We start from the raw sequence: 19,179 nt of genomic DNA, 5'->3' as shown, positions 1-19,179 counted from the left end.
ATGGATATTAATAGCATTCATCAGTTGTTTTTAAAAAGTAAATCAGTTTCTATTGATACTCGTAAGATTATCCCAAAATCATTTTTTGTTGCTATAAAAGGAGATAATTTTGACGCAAACACCTTTGCTCAAGAAGCTTTAAATAAAGGCGCGTTATATGTTATTATTGACAACCAAGATTATTATATTGATGATCGTACTATATTAGTAAATGATAGTTTAGTTGCTTTACAAGAATTAGCGAAATTTCATCGCAAGTATCTAAAATTACCAATTATCGCTTTAACGGGTAGTAATGGTAAAACAACTACAAAGGAATTGATACATGTTGTTCTTTCTAAAAAGTTCAATACTAAAGCTACTGTTGGAAATTTAAATAATCATATTGGTGTTCCTTTAACATTGCTTTCATTTGATTCTAATACTGAAATCGGAATCGTTGAAATGGGGGCAAATCACAAAAAAGAGATTGCTTTTTTATGTGAATTGGCTACACCGGATTTTGGGTATATAACTAATTTTGGTAAAGCACATTTAGAAGGTTTTGGAGGAGTAGCAGGTGTAATTGAAGGTAAAAGCGAAATGTATACTTATATTTCAAAAAATAATAAGTTGGCATTTATTAATTTGGACGACCCTATTCAATTAGAAAAAGGTAAGGTTTTGAATTCTTTTACTTTTGGAATAGCTAATAAAGAGGTTAATGTAAATATTGCTTCAGCAAGCGCAAATCCATTTGTCGTTATTAAATATTTAGATTGTATAATTTCCTCTCATTTAATAGGCTTGTATAATGCAAATAACATTGATGCTGCAATAGCTATTGGAACTTATTTTAAAGTTGATATACCGGCTATAAAAGAGGCTTTAGAAGGATATGTTCCTGTTAATAATAGATCTCAATTAACGGCTAAAGGTTCTAATGAAATAATATTAGACGCATATAATGCTAATCCTAGTAGCATGGCAGTTGCTATTGCTAATTTCGTTCAATTAGAGAAGCCTAATAAAATAATGATTCTTGGGGATATGTTTGAATTAGGTGATGAATCTAAAGAGGAACATAAGGCTTTGGTAGCATCGCTGGAATTAAATTCAAAAATAAACTGTTTTTTTATAGGAGAGGCTTTTTATGATTGCAGAAATACTAAACAAAATTTTAAGTTTTATAAATCATTCAATGATTTTTCTGAATACTTGAAAGGGAATAGCATTGATAACAGTATGTTACTTATAAAAGGATCTAGAGGAATGGCATTAGAAAGAACTTTAGAGTATTTAAAATAGACTATTATTTATTTATTTTAGGAAAGCCGTCAAAATATTTTTTTGACGGCTTTTTTTACTGAAATAAAAATCGAGGCTTTACCCTATGTGTATGCAAAGTATATCTGTATATTACACATAGATGGTATCTTAATGAGGATACAAGACAAGTTGTATTTTATCTTGTTGGTTTTGGAAATGAATTTAATAACAGACGAAGTTCAATTGCTACAAGAGTTTACATATTTATTTAAAGAGATCAATAGATTAAATGACTAATGACTGTAGTGCTATTGCTTTCTTTTGTAGTGAGTAAAGTAAGAACTTACAAAATCAGTACAAGTTATTTTTTTAACGACTTTAGAACTTGGCTTATAGACAGTAGATTAAATAATTACTTTTATTTCTTGATAATTTAATCAAAAACTTATCCATAAACATAACCTTACTGTCAACTGGAGAGTTTTATGCTTAATAACTAACAAAGAAGCTAAGGCAAAGAAAGATAGTATAGTGGTTATAGTTGCTGAATAAAGAATATGATCTTACCAACATTTAAGAAATGTATTTGAAAAGACTACCGAGATGGTATCTAAAGTCTACCTAGATTATTAAAATGGGATAAAAAGGAGTTAATCAGGTTTTAAATCATTCAATACAATATCATGTAGTATTAAATTACTATTGACAATAGAGATGCAAATACTTCTGCGAATCTTTTAATGCAAATAAATGTTTTCAGAATTCTCCAGATAGCCATTGAGAATAGAGGAGTTCTAAAAGTTGACTTTTTTGGAAAATTTTATAGCAAAAAAAAACTTCTCAATTTCTTGAGAAGTTTTGTGGGCGATGAGGGGTTCGAACCCCCGACCCCCTCGGTGTAAACGAGGTGCTCTGAACCAGCTGAGCTAATCGCCCTATTGCAATTCGATAATTTTCATTTCCTTATTGCGAGTGCAAATATAAGACTGTTTTTTGGATAAACAAGCATTTTGAGAAAAAAAATTATAAAACTTCTGCAACTACAAATGTACTTCCTCCAATGTATATCAAGTCACTGTGGCTAGCGGTTTCGAGTGCTTTTGTGTAAGCTTCTGTAATTGAATTAAATACTTCTCCGTTTAACCCGTGTTGGGTTGCTTTTTCAGCAAGAATAGCTGCGTTTAATCCGCGAGGATTATTTGGTTTAGCAAAATAATATTTTGCATTTGTAGGAAGTATAGGTAGTATTGAGTTTAGGTTTTTATCATTGACTACGCCAAAAATCACATGCAAATTTTTAAATTGTTCTTTAGCTATTTGTTGAAATACAATTTCTAGTCCGTTTTTATTGTGTGCCGTATCGCAAATTACTTTTGGGTTTTCTTTTAGTTGTTGCCATCTTCCTTGCAGCCCCGTGTTTTTAATGACATTTAATAATCCGTTTTTTATCATAATTTCAGAAACGCTAAATTCTTTTTCTTTATTAAGAATTTCAATAGTTTGTAAAACGGTTTTTTTATTGTGTATTTGGTAATCACCAATTAAGTCAGATGGGAAGTTAACTGAGATTAATTCAGAGGCGAAATAGATGTTTGTATTTTTTTCTTTGGCTACAGCCAAAAAAACAGCTTTTGTTTCTGTTGTATATTCGCCAATAATTACGGGTATATTTTGTTTTATTATACCTGCTTTTTCAGTAGCAATTGCGGTCAGAGTGTTTCCTAGGAACTGGGTGTGATCTAGATCTATATTGGTAATTACAGATGCTAACGGTGTAATGATGTTTGTAGCGTCTAATCTACCGCCCATTCCAACTTCAATAATGGCAATGTCGACTTTTTCTTTAGCAAAATAATCAAAAGCTAATCCTACACTCATTTCAAAGAAACTAATGTCGTTGCTTTCAAAAAACGTCTTGTTGGTATTAATAAAACTACAAACAAACGATTCTGGTATATCCTTTCCGTTTATTTTTATTCGTTCTCTAAAATCTTTTAAATGTGGCGAAGTGTAAAGCCCTACTTTATAGCCAGCTTCTTGTAATATTGAAGCTAGCATGTGTGAGGTGGATCCTTTTCCGTTTGTACCTGCAACATGTATGAATTTTAGATTTTGATGCGGATTGTTAAGGTGGTTTATAAGTAAATGAGTGTTTGTTAAATCTTTTTTATAAGCAGAAGCTCCCTGAAGTTGGTACATAGGGAGTTGGTTGAACATCCAATCTGTAGTTTGTTGGTAATTCATTTTTCGTAATTTATTATTATGGAATGGAGTAGGAGTGTTGATTACTCTCCTAGCTTGAAGTTGACTGTTATGAAGCCTATTTGAGTTTCTGGAGCATCAGCATCAGGTTGCCACTTGTATTTTCTGGCAGTGGCTAAAGCAGGTTCTACTAAACACGGGTTAGTGTTAGTTGTTCCCTTAGTGTATTTGGCACCAATAACACTTCCGTTTCTGTTTACAGTAATTTGAACTACTACGGTACCAAATTCATTGCATTTTTGAACTTCTTTACCTCTAGAACTTATGGATCGTCCGTTTAGTCCCCAACCGCTTCCGTTTCCAGATCCACCTCCGGATCCGTAATAGCTGTTAGCGTAAGGATTGCCATTAATACTTCCTTTATCTCCAGCTTTATCGTCATTTCCTTCTCCTCCAGCAGCTTTGCCATCTGACTTTGGTCCGTTGATTAGGCTTGATAATGCATCAGAGGTGCTTTTAGAAGGCTTAGGGCTTTCTTTAGGTTTTGGTTTCTCATCTTCTGCAGTTGCCTTTGTAGGTTGGGCTTTTTTTACTTGTTTCATTACAGGAGCATCTTCAACATCTTGCGATAACACTTCATCGTCACTCGAGGCTGCTTGCTGTGCTGCTGTGGGCTGTGGAGCTGACTGAATTGCTTCAGTAGGTTGCTTATCACCAGATCCAAATTCAGTAGTTCCAAAATTAATCGCAATCCCGTTTTCAGGAGGTGGATCTAAAGAGGTTAATCCTAAATAAAAAAACAAAATAAACATGATCACAAAAAGTACTGATGTGATGGCAAATGATTTTTTTTCTTCTTCTGTTTCTAAGTATTTCATGTAGAATTGTGCTTTTTTAACTTCAAATAAGGATTATTTAGGTCTAACTGCTAGAACAACCTTAATTTGGTTTCTGTTAGCAATATCTAAAACATTAACCGCTTTTTCGATAGGGACACCTTCTTCAGCTCTTAAAATAATAGCTTTTTCTTTATCGGTTCCAAGTACTGATAGTAGTTTAGATTCTAATTCTGCTTCAGGTACAGGTTCTTTGTCTATAAAGAATTCTAGTTTTTTATTAATACTTACTGCGATGTTTTTATTACTGTCTGTTTTCCCTTTTGCCTTTGGTAGTACTAAATCTAATGCGTTAGTGGTTACCATTGTTGATGTTAGCATAAAGAAGATTAGCAAAAGAAAAACAATATCAGTCATTGATGACATATTGAATTCTGGACTAACTTTATTTCTTCCTCTTAAATTCATATTGTATGTTTGTTATTTATCGGAAATTTAATCGAATGATTGTATTTTATGCAGGATCGTTTAGTAAATCTAAAAAGTCAACTGCATTTGCTTCCATTTGGTGCACAATTTTATCGGTTTTAACTACCAAGTGATTGTATCCTACATAAGCAATAATTCCTACTACTAGACCTACAACTGTTGTTGTCATTGCAGTATAAATCCCTTCAGAAAGTGCGCCAACTTCAATTTGACCACCAGCACTTGCCATTCTATGAAATGCTTGAATCATTCCAACTACGGTTCCTAAGAAACCCGTCATAGGGCCTGCTCCTGAGATTGTAGCTAACATACTTACGTTTTTCTCTAATTTGTAAATTTCGAGTTTTCCAGCATTTTCGATTGCTGTATTAATATCGTCAAGTGGCTTGCCAATTCTTGAGATCCCTTTTTCGATTAGTCGTGCAACGGGAGATTTAGAATGAGCGCAAAGCATTTTTGCGTTATCTATTCGTCCGTTTCTAATATTGTCTCTAATTTGACTCATGAAATTACTGTCAATTTTAGAGGCTGCATTGATTGCCATTAGGCGTTCAAAATAAAGATAAAGAGCAGCAAAAAACATAATGAACAATGAAGTCATAATGATTTGACCTGCTAGTCCTCCGCTAGTTAACAGTTCAATAATAGATAAAGTCTTTTCAACTGGAACCGCATCGGCTAGATTTTCTTGTGCTACAGATAAGGTGTCTGCTTGTAACATTAAACTCATACAATTTTTCTTTAGTAATGAAACGCTAATATATTATAAAAATTGTTACTTTTTTAGATAAAAAAATAAACAAATCTACTTTTAACATTGTCTTTTGTTTTGCAATAATTATACCAATTTTATGGATTAATTATTTAATAAAAAAAGCCAAATGTATTTCTAACGTAGAAATACATTTGGCTTAATGATTTGTAAATTGTTTTTGACGTATTTTGTCTTAAACTAATTGTTTTAAAGCGATTTCAAAAGCAGTGGCACTAATATTAGTTTTGCTGCTGTTTAACGCATGTGCTTTAACGATTGCATTTTTAATGATTTCTGAAGTGTCTTGAAAGATCGCTTCATCAGTCATTTGAACTTTTTTCTCCATGAAGTAAGCAAAAACTCTCGCCATACCACAGTTAGAAATAAAGTCAGGAATCAAACTTACTTTGTGATCTACATCCTCCATGATTGGTCCAAAAAAGATTTCTTTATCAGCAAACGGAACATTCGCACCACAAGAAATTACTTCAAGTCCGCTAGCAATCAAACTATCAATTTGGTCTTGTTGTACTAATCTTGACGCGGCACACGGTGTGAAAATTTCAGCACCAATAGTCCATATTTTTTTATTGATTTCTTCAAAAGGGATCATGTTCTCTGCAACTAATTTGTTACCGTCTTTGTTTAAGAAAAGGGTTTTGATTTCTTCAAAAGAAAAACCTTCTTCGTTAATCAAGCCACCATCTCTATCAATGATACCTACAACTTTTGCACCCATATCAGCGAGATAAAAAGCAGCTGCAGATCCTACGTTTCCAAAACCTTGAACGATTGCTTTTTTACCTTTTACATCTCCTCCATAAGTGGTGTAAAAATGACGAACAGCTTCAGCAACACCGTATCCAGTAATCATGTCAGCAATAGTATATTTGCGAGCAACATCTGGTGAGAATTTTGGATTTTCGATTACCTTAACAACACCCTGACGCAATTGACCAATACGGTTGATTTTATCAGCTTCAGTAGGTTTAAAATGACCATTAAAAACACCTTCCTGTGGGTGCCAAACACCACATTCTTCCGTCATGGGAATCACCTCGTGAATTTCGTCAACATTCAAATCACCACCTGTTCCATAATAGCTTTTTAATAAAGGAGAAACAGCTTTGTACCAGCGTTGTAATACGCCTTTTTTTCTAGGGTCGTTAGGATCAAAATTAATTCCAGATTTAGCGCCTCCAATTGCAGGTCCAGAAACCGAAAACTTAACTTCCATTGTTTTAGCTAAAGACAAAACTTCGTTCATGTCTAAACCTTTTCTCATTCTAGTACCACCACCAGCTGCACCACCACGTAGGGAGTTGATTACTGTCCACCCTTCGGCTTCCGTTTCGGCATCTTTCCAGTTAAAAACAATTTCAGGTTCTTTATTTTCGAATTTCTTCAGTAAATCTTTCATTTTATTATGATATATTTATTTTTACAAATATAAAAAAGGAATTATGCAATTTGTTTATTATTGTAGAAATATTTAAAAGAATAATTTTACTAGTATATACCTAATAAATCTTGTTTCAATCCTTTGTCAACTGGGTCTTCAGACAACCAAATACCAAAGAATGCTTTTTTGAATTCAAGGCCTTTAATTTTTCCTTTATAATCTTTGTTTTTTGTTATCCAAAGGGACTCATCTAAAGGATTGAATGTTAATTCAAATATATCGCCTATTTTAGTATCTTCAGTACTCAATAAAGCTTCAAGCTCTTCAAGTTCTTTAGCGAATTTTCTAATGCCTTGCTCTCCTACAGATTTTTCCATACCTTTTGCTAAAGCTTTTGATAACTTTTTAGAGCTAACAAGTCCTGATGTGATGTGCAAAGATATTGCCATCTCAGTTTCGCTATTAAGGATTTGTTTAGGGTCTTGAGACAAAGAGGTTAAGTATAAAGCTTGAACATAAAGATCTGTCCAGAACTTTGAACGTTCTCCAACTCCGTTTAGAGACATTGTTTTTCCTTTAAACTCTAATGTTCTAGGAATTTCGACACCGTTAACGATGAATTTTTTTTGCGCATTTACAGTGTTAAATTGCATTGCGATTATTAATGCGAATAATGATAATAGTTTTTTCATACTAAAAAATTTTATTTATTTGGTTTCGTTTGCAAAAGTACTACACAATTTTAAATCAATTTCATAAAAATATCTTAGAATTGATGTCAAATCAGTAGAATTATGGATTTTATTTGTTTTTTGCTTAAAAACAAATAAAAATGGATTTAAAAATCATAAATCGTTCCTGAACTGTGATTTTTTGATGCTCCTGTTACACTTTTTAAAATATTAATTTCGTTTTTTAATCTTAAAACACCCAAAAGTGCAAATATTAACGCTTCTTTAAATTCTAAAATTCCTTTAGCTGGGATAATAATCTTTAAATCTGGCAATAAATTATTTATACGAGATATAAGGTATTGATTGTAAGCGCCTCCACCTGTAATTAATAAACTACCTTTTTTTAAAGGAAGTGCCGCAGCTGTTTGCTGTGCAATATGTTCAGTAAACGTATTTAGTTTGTCTTTTATTGTGATTTTATAAGATTCAATAATAGGTAGGACTCTTTCTTTTACAAATTCAAAACCTAATGATTTAGGAAAACTCTTTCTATAGAAGTCTAAATCATTCAATTCAGCAAGTAACGCTTGATTTATTGTACCTTCTTTTGCAATTTGCCCTTTGTCATCATAATCTAATCCTAATTTATTTGCATAATAGTTCAAAACAGTATTTACCGGTGCAATGTCAAAAGCAATTCGTTCGTTGTCATTATTAAATGAAATATTAGAAAACCCACCAAGATTCATACAATAATCATATTCTGAAAATAACAGTTGATCACCTATGGGAACTAGTGGAGCACCTTGACCACCAAGTTGAACATCTTTAACCCTAAAATCACAAACTACTTTTTGACGGGTTAATGAAGCAATGTCAGGAAGGTTTCCTATTTGTAAAGTGATGCCTTCATGTGGTTGGTGCAAAATAGTGTGTCCATGAGAGCATACGGCATCCAGATTTACAATAGCATTTTTTTCTATAAAGTTGTTTATGATATTAGCAAGAAGTATTGTGTACTCTTGATTTAGTTCCTCTAAAGCCTTTGTAGAGAAATTTACAGCTATTTTTAGTCTTTCAATCCATAGCTTATTATAAGGTATAGTTGCTGTTTCTTTAATTTTAAACTTCCAAATAGTGTTTATTATCGAAAATTCAATGTGGGCTAAATCGACTCCATCGAGAGAAGTTCCTGACATTACTCCGATAACGTTATAGTATTCTTCTTTCATTGGTCAAAATTGTTAATCGCTATTGAAAATTTCACAATAAAAAAGTATCTTTGACTACTTTTTTTATAGATAAAGAAAGGAATTTTAAACAACATATAATAGTCATCAATTCTAAACTGTGAAATAAATGTTTTTATCTAAATGTAACGCGTAAAATTACATTAAAAAACACTATTTTGTAATAATAAGAATTAAAAAAAAATAATAAAAAAGAAATAGAATTATGGATTTTAATCTAACCGAAGAACAATTAATGATTCAACAAGCAGCTAAAGATTTTGCTGTAGCAGAATTGTTGCCAGGAGTTATTGAACGTGACGAACATTCAAAATTTCCAACTGAACAAGTTAAAATGATGGCCAATTTAGGCTTCATGGGAATGATGGTAGATCCTAAATATGGTGGATCAGGATTAGATAGTATTTCCTATGTTCTTGCAATGACTGAAATCGCTAAAGTAGATGCTTCTGCAGCTGTAATTATGTCAGTGAATAACTCATTAGTATGTGCAGGTCTAGAGAAATATTGTAGTGAAGAGCAAAAAATGAAATATTTAGTTCCTTTAGCAAAAGGAGATATAATTGGTGCTTTTTGTTTATCTGAGCCAGAAGCTGGTTCTGATGCAACTTCTCAAAAAACAACTGCAATTGACAAAGGGGGTCACTATTTATTAAACGGAACTAAGAACTGGATCACTAACGGGTCTTCGGCATCTACCTATATTGTCATTGCACAAACAGATATCGAAAAAGGACACAAAGGAATCAATGCTTTTATCGTTGAAAAAGGATGGGCAGGGTTTGATGTTGGTCCTAAAGAAAAGAAAATGGGTATTCGTGGATCAGATACACATTCATTAATGTTTAATGATGTAAAAGTTCCTAAAGAAAATAGAATTGGTGCTGATGGATTTGGATTTGCGTTTGCAATGAACGTCTTGAATGGAGGAAGAATTGGTATTGCTTCTCAAGCATTAGGAATAGCAACCGGAGCTTACGAGATTGCATTGAAGTATTCTCATGAAAGAAAAGCATTTGGTAAAGAGATTTTCAATCACCAAGCTATTGCTTTTAAATTAGCTGATATGTATGTAAAAGTTACTGCAGCTAGATTGTTAGTAATGAAAGCAGCTTGTGAGAAAGATGCAGGTATGGATATTGCACATTCTGGAGCAATGGCAAAATTATATGCTTCTGAAATTGCTTTAGAAGTAGCAAACGAAGCGGTACAAATTCATGGTGGTAACGGATACGTTGCTGAATACCATGTAGAACGTATGATGCGTGACTCCAAGATTACTCAAATTTATGAAGGAACTTCAGAAATTCAAAGAATTGTAATTTCAAGAGGATTAACTTCATAACATAAGATTTACATAAAATATTTTAAAATCCATTTTCCTTAACTAGGGAAATGGATTTTTTTTTGCTACTACTGTTGTAGAATATTTTATTTGTTTTGTTTATTTTTGTATCATGAAAAATATTATAATTACAGGAACAAGCAGAGGAATAGGGTATGAGCTAGCGTTGCAATTTGCAAATGCAGGACATCAGGTTTTAGCTATTTCTAGAAAAACACCAGAGGCATTGCTATCACATAAAAATATAAATTGTTTGTCAGTTGATTTGTCAGATGAGTCACAATTAGATAAAGTAGTAAATTTCCTTTCGGCAATATGGAAAAACGTTGATGCGGTTATTCACAATGCAGGAAGTCTAATTAATAAGCCTTTTGAACAATTAACACAAGCTGACTTTGAAAACGTATATAAAGTAAATGTTTTTGCTGTAGCAAATTTAACACGCGTTTGTATTCCATACCTTCAAAAAGGAAGCCACGTAGTAACGATAAGTTCGATGGGTGGCATCCAAGGAAGTCTTAAGTTCCCTGGACTAGCAGCATATAGCTCGAGTAAAGGAGCAGTGATTACGTTATCAGAATTATTAGCAGAAGAATACAAAGAAAAAGGAATCTCATTTAATGTTTTGGCATTAGGATCAGTACAAACAGAAATGTTACAAGAAGCTTTTCCAGGTTACCAAGCGCCAATTCAAGCTAACGAAATGGCGGACTATATTTATGATTTTACCCTAACAGGGGATAAATATTTTAACGGAAAAGTGTTGCAGGTTTCTTCTACTAATCCATAAAAGTTACTATAAGTTTTGATTGAAACACTTGCTAAATATATTCCGGAACATGCTGTTAAACCTGTATTTGATTTAATAGTTGGCAATCAAGTGCATTTAAAAATTGTAAATGAACGTGCTACACGCCATGGTGATTATAGAAAAGGTCCTAGCGGCAAACATGAAATAACGGTTAATTCAAGTTTGAATAAATACAAATTTCTAATAACGCTTATTCATGAAATTGGTCATTTAGTTGCCTTTGAAAAGTTTGGTAGAAAAATCAAGCCGCATGGGCAAGAGTGGAAATACACATTTCAACAATTAATGGTGCCTTATATTCGACCAGAGATTTTTCCAAATCATCTTTTACCATTGCTAGCGAAGCACTTTAGAAATCCTAGTGCAAGTAGTGATACTGATGCGACTTTAGCGCTCGCTCTAAAGCAATTTGACAAGCAAAATGATAACAACTACGTTTTTGAAATTCCATTTGGGAGCGTTTTCAGAATCAAAAACGGTAAGATATTTAAGAAAATGGCGGTGCGAACAAAACGTTTTGAGTGTTTAGAAATAAGTTCAGGAAAATTGTATTTGTTCAATCCAAATGCAGAAGTTGAATTACTACCAAATTAAAAAAAAATAAAAACGGAGACTGATTTTAGATCGATCTCTGTTTTTTTTACAATGTGTCATTTTTAAGATTACTCTCTTAAATACGCTTCTCTTACTTTTCTGAAAAGGTTAGAGGAGTAAACAAAGTCAACAACATCTTCATTATCTGTTCTGAAAATTTCGTCTTTGTTTCCTTGCCATGCTTTTATACCGTTTTTTAGGAATAAAATGTTATCTCCAATCTCCATAACCGAATTCATATCATGTGTATTGATAACGGTTGTGATGTCATATTCTTCAGTAATTTCCTTGATCAAATTGTCAATTAGCGTTGCCGTATTTGGATCTAAGCCTGAGTTAGGTTCGTCACAAAAAAGGTATTTAGGCTTGTTAACGATGGCTCTTGCAATTGCAACACGTTTTTGCATTCCTCCTGAAATCTCCGAAGGTAATTTGTTGTGAGCATCTTTTAAAGCAACTCTTTCAAGTACAAAATCAACACGTTCTTTTATTGCCGCTCTATTGTCTTTGGTGAACATTTTTAATGGAAAAGCTACATTTTCGGCAACAGTCATGGAGTCAAATAAGGCACTTCCTTGAAAAACCATTCCTATTTCTGTACGTAATTCTCTTTTTTCGTCATCTTCTAATTCTGAATATACCCTTCCGTCAAAACAAATTTGCCCTGATTCTGGTGTGTGTATTCCGAGAAGACTTTTTAGTAAAACAGTTTTACCTGATCCACTTTGTCCGATGATTAAATTTGTTTTTCCAGTTTCGAAAACAGTCGAAATACCTTTGAGAATTTTGGTTCCACCAAATGATTTCTCTATGTTTTTTATTTCTATCATGCTCCTAGTAACAATTGGGTTAAAATATAGTTGAAAAGTATGATACATACAGCTGTCCAAACAAAGGCTACTGTACTTGCTTTTCCTACTTCAAGTGCGCCACCTTTCATATAATATCCATGAAAAGAAGGTATTGTTGCTAATAACATTGCGAAAATCAATGTTTTTATAAATGCGTATGCAATGTGAAACGGAATAAATTCCATTTGTGCTCCTAAAATAAACTGATCACTTGAAGTGAAACCACCGTAAACACCAGCTACCCATCCTCCTAGGATTCCTAAAAACATACTGATACCTATTACAAAAGGATACATTAGTAAAGCAATAATTTTAGGGAAAACCAAGTAATTTAATGAATTAACACCCATTACTTCAAGCGCATCAATTTGTTCGGTAACACGCATGGTTCCAATACTAGAGGTGATGAATGATCCCATTTTACCCGCCATAATAACGGAGATAAAAGTGGGGGCAAACTCTAGAATTACTGACTGTCTAGTTGCAAACCCAATAAGGTATTTGGGAATCAATGGGTTCGTAAGGTTGAGTGCTGTTTGTATGGCAACAACTCCTCCTACGAAGAAAGAGATAAAAGCAACGATTCCTAATGAGTCGATGATTAAATCGTCTATTTCTTTAAAGATTAATTTTTTCATTACAGACCATTTGGTTTGCTTAATGAAAATTTCTCGTAGCATTAAAAAGTAGCGACCTACTTGTGATAAATATCGAATGAGCATCATAGTTTTGCGAATATGGGCTAAATTACAAATTTAGTGAATAGTATTTAGTATTTTATAAATAGTAAAGTAATAGCTGGGCTTATAAAATTTTTTCTTTCATTTTTTTCAAGCGGTAATTTCTAATAAAGAGTGCTTGTTCTTCGGTTACCATTAGTGGTTTTTTAGATGATTTAGCCTTCCAGAATCCTTGGATGTAATCAAAAAACAGCAAAGGTTTTTTCTTCATAAAAGATAATTTTGCCGAAGCTATTGCTGTAATTAAAAATCCGTAACCTAAGGTGTAAAATGCTTCTCCTTGTTTGAAACGAGCTGTTTTATTGTAATTAGCTCCTGTTGGTTTCAAGTGTTTTACTTTTAAAGAGTTGTCTGTAACTACTTTCCAATAATAGAATTTACAAAGTAATTCATCTACTGTATCCCAACCCATTTGGGCTTTTAATCCACCTATTTGTTTAAAAGTTTCTTTACGATAGGCTTTTAAGGCACCTCGTATATGATCTTTATCGGTTAGATTTTCTAATATCCAATCGCCGTTTTTTTCGATATAACAAAAACCGCCTACCATACCTATAGTAGGATCTGAGTGAAAATGTTTTGTTAGCGTTTCTAAATAATTAGCTGGAAATATTAAATCAGCATCAGCTTTCATGATGATGTCATAGTCCTGATCAAGAGTTTCTAAGCCGGTATTGAATGCTTGTATTACTTTACTTCCTGGTAAATGAATTGCACTAGATTTTTTTTCTACTAATGTTATGTATGGATGCTCTTTGGCGAAAGCCAAAACGACACTGGCAGTTTCATCTGTAGAGTTATCATTCACAATCACTATTTTTTTTGGTAATAATGTCTGCGAAATTAATGACTCTAATGTTAGACTAATCAAAGCTTCTTCGTTGTGTGCAGGAATAACTATGTAGTAATTCATTTGGTTAAAGGGAATTAAAATCTTGAGTTGTAAAATAAAAAAGGATAATTTATACTTGTTTTTTTATTTTTTCAGCATAAACTATGTAATACCTGTTTGTGAAATAACGCAATAATGGGCGTATACCAAATTTTTTCACTGGATTGGTCCATTTTTGTCTATCAATAATTTTCCATCCTGTTTTTTCTAATAACCAGTCCAGTTGCCAGTCTTCAAATTCATGGTAATGTCTGTCCCACATGTCTGTTTTACTTCTATATGCTGGCGAAAACCACAAACGCATTGGGATGGAAATAAAAAGTTTATCTGATTTTATCTCACTTAAAATAGTATATGGGTTTAGCAAATGCTCAAAAATTTCAAAAGCGGTTACTACATCTTGCTTTTCTTTTGAAAATACTGATTGGTCTAGATCTAAATCTTCGCCAGAAGTGTTTTTAACAGTGTATCCATCTTCTTTCATTATTTTTGAAAAAGGATTTTCGACACCTAAATCCAAAATGCTCTCTGAAGTTGAAATGTGTTTATTTAAAAATTCTAAAGTATGCTTGAATCTTTTATTAGGAAACGTTTTTTCGTACATAGTCGTTGCGGGAACGAAGTTGCTCCTCGTTCGTTATGGTTTATAAAGTTGCAAAGTTACAAAGATATCCTTCTTTATGAACAGTATTTTATTGCAGTTTACATTAATTAGATATAATTTATTGCTATTTAGTATTTCAATAAAAAGAACAAGTCCGCTATTGCAATAATAGCGGACTTGTATTTAAACAAATTCTTTAAAATTAATACCTATATATAAAAGCATTTACATTCATTCCAGCTCCTACCGAAGCAAAAAGAAGGATGTCTCCTTTATTTATTTGTTGGTCTTTTATTTCGCCTCTAATCAATAAATCAAATAAAGTAGGTACGGTAGCTACGCTGCTGTTTCCTAATTCATGAATACTCATGGGCATAATGTCTTGAGGAACGGGTCTGTCATACAGTTTGTAAAAACGTTGTATGATGGCTTCGTCCATTTTTTCATTTGCTTGATGAATCAATATTTTTGCTACATCATCAATTGCGATTCCGCTCTTGTCCAAACAGCTTTTCATAGCAGCAGGGACAGTTGTTAATGCAAATTCGTAAATCTTGCGACCGTGCATTTTAATGTAACGCGTATCTTCTTCTAGGTCTTTGTTGTAAGACTGTCCAAAAAACAAGTAGTTAGCTTCATCCATGGCATAGGTACCACTTTCGTAGGAAAGTAGTCCTGTTTCATCATCATCAGAAGCTTCAATTATAGAAGCACCAGCACCATCAGAATATATCATGGAATCTCTATCGTGGTCATCAACGACTCTCGATAAAGTTTCAGACCCAATTACTAAACAGCGTTTTGCCATTCCAGATTTGATATAAGCATTTGCTTGAAGCACGCCTTCAATCCAACCTGGACATCCAAAAAGGATATCGTAGGCAACGCATTTAGGGTTTTTTATTTGTAGTTTGTGCTTTACTCTAGTAGCTAAACTAGGTACTGTATCTGCTTGTGTAGTCCCAAATTTCACCTCACCAAAATTGTGAGCAAAAATGATATAATCAATTGTTTCAGGATCAATTCCTGCATTCTCAATTGCTTTTTGCGAGGCTAAGAAGGCTAAGTCAGATGAATTTTGATTTTCCTCAGCGTAACGCCTGTGCTCGATTCCTGTTATTCCTTTAAACTTATCTATTATAATATTGTTTGGACGTCCAAACAGGGTTCCGTCTTCATTCAAAAAAACATGATCTCCAAAGTCGGAATTGCTTACTTTTTTCTCAGGAATATAACTTCCTATCCCAGTTATTTTTATTTTCATCGAATTGTTTTCCAAATTTGAGGCTAATTTAAAGATAAAAAAATAAATATAGCCATGATATTTACTATGCGTGCATATAATTATAGAATAATAGCTTTTTAGCTAATTTACTGATGATTTTTTAATATATGTGCAAAAAAGCTATTGTTTTTTCATTGCTGTTTATTATAGTCTAAATACTACAGTTTTGAAGTATCTTTAAATTATTGAAAGTTGTATTAATTGTAACCAAAAAAAAATGCCTCGAAACAATCGAGGCATTTTTAGAATATAAATCCATAATTTATTACATGTACGCTTCAATTGGCGCACAGCTACAAACTAAGTTTCTGTCACCATAAGTTTCATCAACGCGACGAACACTTGGCCAGAATTTATTTTCAGCGATATACTCTAATGGATACGCTGCTTTCTCTCTTGTATAAGGTAAAACCCAAGTATCAGCCGTTAACATATTTAAAGTATGTGGTGCATTTTTCAATACATTATTAGGCTCGTCTGCTGATGAAGCATCAATTTCTTGACGAATAGCAATCATTGCATCACAAAAACGATCTAGTTCTCCTAAATCTTCTGATTCAGTTGGTTCAATCATTAATGTTCCAGCCACAGGGAAAGAAACCGTTGGTGCATGGTAGCCATAATCCATTAAACGTTTCGCAATATCCGAAACTTCAATTCCTTTGGTTTTAAAACCTCTACAATCCAAGATCATTTCGTGTGCCGCTCTTCCTTTTTCACCAGAATATAAAATAGGGTAGTGGGCTTCTAAACGCGCTTTCATATAATTCGCATTCAAAATTGCGTATTTAGTAGCATTGGTAATTCCTTCTGCTCCTAACATGCAAATGTATCCGTAAGATATCAAGCAAACCAAAGCCGAACCATAAGGAGCTCCTGAGATTGCTGTAATACCTTTTTCGCCACCTACTTGGACTAATGGATTACTTGGTAAAAACGGAACTAATTTTTCGTTTACACAAATTGGCCCTACACCTGGTCCACCACCTCCGTGAGGAATAGCGAAAGTTTTGTGCAAGTTTAAGTGACAAACATCAGCGCCAATTGTTGCAGGGTTTGTTAGTCCTACTTGTGCGTTCATATTAGCACCATCCATATATACTAAACCGCCATTGTCGTGAATGATTTGAGTAATTTCTTTAATAGCACTTTCAAAAACACCATGTGTAGATGGGTAAGTAACCATTAAACAAGATAATTCATCTTTATACTGTAATGCTTTTTCTCTAACATCTTCGATGTCAATATTACCGTTTTCTGTAGTTTTCGTTACGATAATTTTCATTCCAGCCATCGCTGCCGATGCCGGGTTTGTACCGTGAGCCGATGCCGGAATCAAACAGATTGTTCTTTTATCGTCTCCTCTTGAATGGTGGTACGCACGAATAGTCATTAATCCAGCATATTCTCCTTGTGCACCAGAGTTAGGTTGTAATGTAGTTCCAGCAAAACCAGTAATAACATTCAATTGATGCTCTAGTTTTTTAAGCATTTTTGTATACCCTTCTACTTGATCCAAAGGTGCAAATGGGTGAATAGTATTCCAATAAGGCATACTCAATGGCAACATTTCTGCTGCTGCATTCAATTTCATTGTACAAGAACCTAAAGCGATCATCGAGTGGTTCAATGATAAATCTTTACGTTCTAGTTTTTTGATATAACGCATTAAACTCGTTTCGGAGTGGTATTTGTTGAATACTTCGTGCGTTAAAAATTCTGTTGTTCTGTTTAAAGTTGTTGGATAGTTGTTTTCCAAAGTGTATTCGCTTACTTCAAAAGCATCTTTTCCTAATGCTTCTGCAAAAACAGCAATTACTTCATTAACATCTTTAAACAAAATTGTTTCGTTTATCGAGATAGAAATCGTTTCATCATCAATATAGAAGAAGTTGATTTCGTTTCTTTCTGCAATCGCTCTTACTTTTTTAGCATCTGCTTTTACAACAATAGTATCAAAGAAAGAAGAGTTAGTTTGGTAAACGCCTAATTTATTCAAAGCATCGGCTAGCGTAACTGCCATCGAGTGGACTTTATTAGCGATATAACGCAAACCTCTTGGGCCGTGATACACAGCAAACATTCCAGCCATTACAGATAATAAAACCTGAGCAGTACAAATATTTGAAGTTGCTTTTTCACGTTTAATATGTTGTTCCCTTGTTTGTAATGCCATACGTAACGCACGGTTACCATCTGCATCTTGCGACACACCGATGATTCTACCCGGCATAGAACGTTTGTATTCATCTTTAGTAGCAAAGTAAGCAGCATGTGGTCCACCGTAACCCATTGGTATTCCAAAACGCTGAGTTGTTCCAACTACTACATCAGCTCCCATTTCTCCCGGAGGAGTCAGTTTTACTAAGGATAAAATATCAGCAGCAACTGCTACTTTTATTTCGTTTTCATTCGCTTTTTTGATAAAATCAGCATAGTCGTATACTTGACCATACTTTCCTGGATATTGTAGGATTGCTCCAAAGAATTCTTTTGAGAAATCAAACTCTTGGTGGTTACCAACAACTAATTCTACACCAATAGGTGCTGAACGTGTTTGTAAAACAGATAATGTTTGTGGTAAAATTTCTTCTGAAACGAAAAATTTACAAACGTTATTCTTTTTTTGATCTCTTGAACGTACATCATACAACAAAGCCATTGCTTCTGCGGCAGCGGTACTTTCGTCAAGTAACGAAGCATTTGCAATTTCCATTCCAGTCAATTCAATCACCATAGTTTGGAAATTCAAAATCGCTTCTAGACGACCTTGTGCAATTTCAGCCTGATAAGGCGTGTATGCCGTGTACCATCCTGGGTTTTCAAAAATATTTCTTTGAATTGCCGGAGGAACAATTGTAGGGTGGTATCCTAAACCAATGTATGATTTGTAGACTTTATTGGTACGCCCTAATAAACGAATGTGATTTGCATATTCGTATTCGGTCATAATATGCTCCAATTCTAAAGGTTTTTTTAAACGAATATCAGTAGGAATAGTTTCGTATATTAACTGATCTAAAGTTTCAACACCTATGGTTTCTAACATTTTTGGTAAGTCGTTTTCCCTTGGGCCTAAGTGTCTTAATGCAAATGAGTCTGTTTTCATGTAAGTATGGTAATGTTGTGTTTTTTTAGTGTTGCAAAAATAAGTATTATAAACAATCTAATTCGTGTTTTTGGATTGATTTTTTATCAATTT

The 19,179-nt window shown here is 33.4% G+C and carries 17 protein-coding genes and 1 tRNA gene; 4 read left to right on the top strand and 14 right to left on the bottom strand.

Annotation, left to right across the window (positions count from 1 at the left end; translation table 11 throughout):
• Positions 1 to 1,287: a UDP-N-acetylmuramoyl-tripeptide--D-alanyl-D-alanine ligase gene (locus tag ACVEGE_RS04480; RefSeq protein WP_192500744.1), complete on the top strand. Its 1,287-nt coding sequence runs from the start codon at positions 1 to 3 to the stop codon at positions 1,285 to 1,287.
• Between the two features lie 822 nt (positions 1,288 to 2,109).
• On the opposite strand, the gene ACVEGE_RS04475 is transcribed toward ACVEGE_RS04480, so the two are convergent.
• The 8 genes from ACVEGE_RS04475 to ACVEGE_RS04440 form a co-directional block, all read right to left on the bottom strand.
• A tRNA-Val gene (locus ACVEGE_RS04475) sits at positions 2,110 to 2,184 on the bottom strand.
• 87 nt (positions 2,185 to 2,271) lie between these two features.
• The gene (locus tag ACVEGE_RS04470) at positions 2,272 to 3,492 is read right to left on the bottom strand and encodes a bifunctional folylpolyglutamate synthase/dihydrofolate synthase (protein WP_192500743.1); all 1,221 of its coding nucleotides are present in this window, start codon (positions 3,490 to 3,492) and stop codon (positions 2,272 to 2,274) included.
• 41 nt (positions 3,493 to 3,533) lie between these two features.
• Positions 3,534 to 4,328, bottom strand: a complete 795-nt coding sequence (locus ACVEGE_RS04465; protein WP_173856644.1) for an energy transducer TonB — start codon at positions 4,326 to 4,328, stop codon at positions 3,534 to 3,536.
• A 33-nt stretch (positions 4,329 to 4,361) separates the two neighbouring features.
• A complete protein-coding gene (locus ACVEGE_RS04460; RefSeq protein WP_173856645.1) occupies positions 4,362 to 4,754 on the bottom strand; it encodes an ExbD/TolR family protein in 393 nt (130 codons plus the stop codon).
• A 46-nt stretch (positions 4,755 to 4,800) separates the two neighbouring features.
• On the bottom strand, positions 4,801 to 5,505 hold the full coding sequence (locus ACVEGE_RS04455; protein WP_173856646.1) for a MotA/TolQ/ExbB proton channel family protein: 705 nt from the start codon (positions 5,503 to 5,505) through the stop codon (positions 4,801 to 4,803).
• A 217-nt stretch (positions 5,506 to 5,722) separates the two neighbouring features.
• Positions 5,723 to 6,949 carry a Glu/Leu/Phe/Val dehydrogenase dimerization domain-containing protein gene (locus ACVEGE_RS04450; RefSeq protein WP_173856647.1) on the bottom strand — a complete coding sequence of 409 codons (1,227 nt, stop codon included), beginning with the start codon at positions 6,947 to 6,949 and terminating at the stop codon, positions 5,723 to 5,725.
• A gap of 89 nt (positions 6,950 to 7,038) precedes the next feature.
• Positions 7,039 to 7,623: a chalcone isomerase family protein gene (locus tag ACVEGE_RS04445; protein ID WP_173856648.1), complete on the bottom strand. Its 585-nt coding sequence runs from the start codon at positions 7,621 to 7,623 to the stop codon at positions 7,039 to 7,041.
• Positions 7,624 to 7,769: 146 nt separating this feature from the next.
• Positions 7,770 to 8,837, bottom strand: a complete 1,068-nt coding sequence (locus ACVEGE_RS04440) for an anhydro-N-acetylmuramic acid kinase (RefSeq protein WP_192500742.1) — start codon at positions 8,835 to 8,837, stop codon at positions 7,770 to 7,772.
• A 223-nt stretch (positions 8,838 to 9,060) separates the two neighbouring features.
• Here ACVEGE_RS04440 and ACVEGE_RS04435 point away from each other — a divergent pair, with 223 nt between their 5' ends.
• The 3 genes from ACVEGE_RS04435 (at position 9,061) to ACVEGE_RS04425 (ending at position 11,605) form a co-directional block, all read left to right on the top strand.
• Entirely contained in the window at positions 9,061 to 10,200 is a 1,140-nt protein-coding gene (locus tag ACVEGE_RS04435) for an acyl-CoA dehydrogenase family protein (protein ID WP_192500741.1), read from the top strand.
• A 112-nt stretch (positions 10,201 to 10,312) separates the two neighbouring features.
• Complete coding sequence (locus ACVEGE_RS04430; protein ID WP_192500740.1) at positions 10,313 to 10,990, top strand: SDR family NAD(P)-dependent oxidoreductase; 678 nt, start codon at positions 10,313 to 10,315, stop codon at positions 10,988 to 10,990.
• A 15-nt stretch (positions 10,991 to 11,005) separates the two neighbouring features.
• Positions 11,006 to 11,605 carry a SprT-like domain-containing protein gene (locus ACVEGE_RS04425; protein WP_192500739.1) on the top strand — a complete coding sequence of 200 codons (600 nt, stop codon included), beginning with the start codon at positions 11,006 to 11,008 and terminating at the stop codon, positions 11,603 to 11,605.
• A 68-nt stretch (positions 11,606 to 11,673) separates the two neighbouring features.
• On the opposite strand, the gene ACVEGE_RS04420 is transcribed toward ACVEGE_RS04425, so the two are convergent.
• From ACVEGE_RS04420 to gcvP, 6 genes are all read right to left on the bottom strand, one after another.
• Complete coding sequence (locus ACVEGE_RS04420; RefSeq protein ID WP_173856652.1) at positions 11,674 to 12,435, bottom strand: ABC transporter ATP-binding protein; 762 nt, start codon at positions 12,433 to 12,435, stop codon at positions 11,674 to 11,676.
• Positions 12,432 to 13,181, bottom strand: coding sequence for an MlaE family ABC transporter permease (locus tag ACVEGE_RS04415; RefSeq protein WP_173852572.1), 750 nt, complete (start codon positions 13,179 to 13,181; stop codon positions 12,432 to 12,434). The genes ACVEGE_RS04420 and ACVEGE_RS04415 overlap by 4 nt, the downstream gene beginning before the upstream one ends.
• 79 nt (positions 13,182 to 13,260) lie before the next feature.
• A complete protein-coding gene (locus tag ACVEGE_RS04410; RefSeq protein ID WP_192500738.1) occupies positions 13,261 to 14,109 on the bottom strand; it encodes a glycosyltransferase family 2 protein in 849 nt (282 codons plus the stop codon).
• A gap of 49 nt (positions 14,110 to 14,158) precedes the next feature.
• On the bottom strand, positions 14,159 to 14,692 hold the full coding sequence (locus ACVEGE_RS04405; protein ID WP_173852576.1) for a methyltransferase domain-containing protein: 534 nt from the start codon (positions 14,690 to 14,692) through the stop codon (positions 14,159 to 14,161).
• A gap of 202 nt (positions 14,693 to 14,894) precedes the next feature.
• Positions 14,895 to 15,956, bottom strand: a complete 1,062-nt coding sequence (locus tag ACVEGE_RS04400; RefSeq protein WP_192500737.1) for a 3-oxoacyl-ACP synthase III family protein — start codon at positions 15,954 to 15,956, stop codon at positions 14,895 to 14,897.
• Positions 15,957 to 16,242: 286 nt separating this feature from the next.
• Complete coding sequence (gcvP, locus tag ACVEGE_RS04395; protein ID WP_192500736.1) at positions 16,243 to 19,086, bottom strand: aminomethyl-transferring glycine dehydrogenase; 2,844 nt, start codon at positions 19,084 to 19,086, stop codon at positions 16,243 to 16,245.
• Positions 19,087 to 19,179 lie beyond the last annotated feature (93 nt).

It is taken from the genome of Flavobacterium sp. PL002 (genome assembly GCF_054165825.1).
Note: the sequence above shows the minus strand (reverse complement) of the source record. Positions and strands in the feature narration are given on the sequence as shown.

Coding starts and splice junctions, on each gene's coding strand:
- ACVEGE_RS04480 (WP_192500744.1), top strand. CDS start 1: ATGGATATTAATAGCATTCATCAGTTGTTTTTAAAAAGTAAATCAGTT.
- ACVEGE_RS04470 (WP_192500743.1), bottom strand. CDS start 3,492: ATGAATTACCAACAAACTACAGATTGGATGTTCAACCAACTCCCTATG.
- ACVEGE_RS04465 (WP_173856644.1), bottom strand. CDS start 4,328: ATGAAATACTTAGAAACAGAAGAAGAAAAAAAATCATTTGCCATCACA.
- ACVEGE_RS04460 (WP_173856645.1), bottom strand. CDS start 4,754: ATGAATTTAAGAGGAAGAAATAAAGTTAGTCCAGAATTCAATATGTCA.
- ACVEGE_RS04455 (WP_173856646.1), bottom strand. CDS start 5,505: ATGAGTTTAATGTTACAAGCAGACACCTTATCTGTAGCACAAGAAAAT.
- ACVEGE_RS04450 (WP_173856647.1), bottom strand. CDS start 6,949: ATGAAAGATTTACTGAAGAAATTCGAAAATAAAGAACCTGAAATTGTT.
- ACVEGE_RS04445 (WP_173856648.1), bottom strand. CDS start 7,623: ATGAAAAAACTATTATCATTATTCGCATTAATAATCGCAATGCAATTT.
- ACVEGE_RS04440 (WP_192500742.1), bottom strand. CDS start 8,837: ATGAAAGAAGAATACTATAACGTTATCGGAGTAATGTCAGGAACTTCT.
- ACVEGE_RS04435 (WP_192500741.1), top strand. CDS start 9,061: ATGGATTTTAATCTAACCGAAGAACAATTAATGATTCAACAAGCAGCT.
- ACVEGE_RS04430 (WP_192500740.1), top strand. CDS start 10,313: ATGAAAAATATTATAATTACAGGAACAAGCAGAGGAATAGGGTATGAG.
- ACVEGE_RS04420 (WP_173856652.1), bottom strand. CDS start 12,435: ATGATAGAAATAAAAAACATAGAGAAATCATTTGGTGGAACCAAAATT.
- ACVEGE_RS04415 (WP_173852572.1), bottom strand. CDS start 13,181: ATGATGCTCATTCGATATTTATCACAAGTAGGTCGCTACTTTTTAATG.
- ACVEGE_RS04410 (WP_192500738.1), bottom strand. CDS start 14,109: ATGAATTACTACATAGTTATTCCTGCACACAACGAAGAAGCTTTGATT.
- ACVEGE_RS04405 (WP_173852576.1), bottom strand. CDS start 14,692: ATGTACGAAAAAACGTTTCCTAATAAAAGATTCAAGCATACTTTAGAA.
- ACVEGE_RS04400 (WP_192500737.1), bottom strand. CDS start 15,956: ATGAAAATAAAAATAACTGGGATAGGAAGTTATATTCCTGAGAAAAAA.
- gcvP (WP_192500736.1), bottom strand. CDS start 19,086: ATGAAAACAGACTCATTTGCATTAAGACACTTAGGCCCAAGGGAAAAC.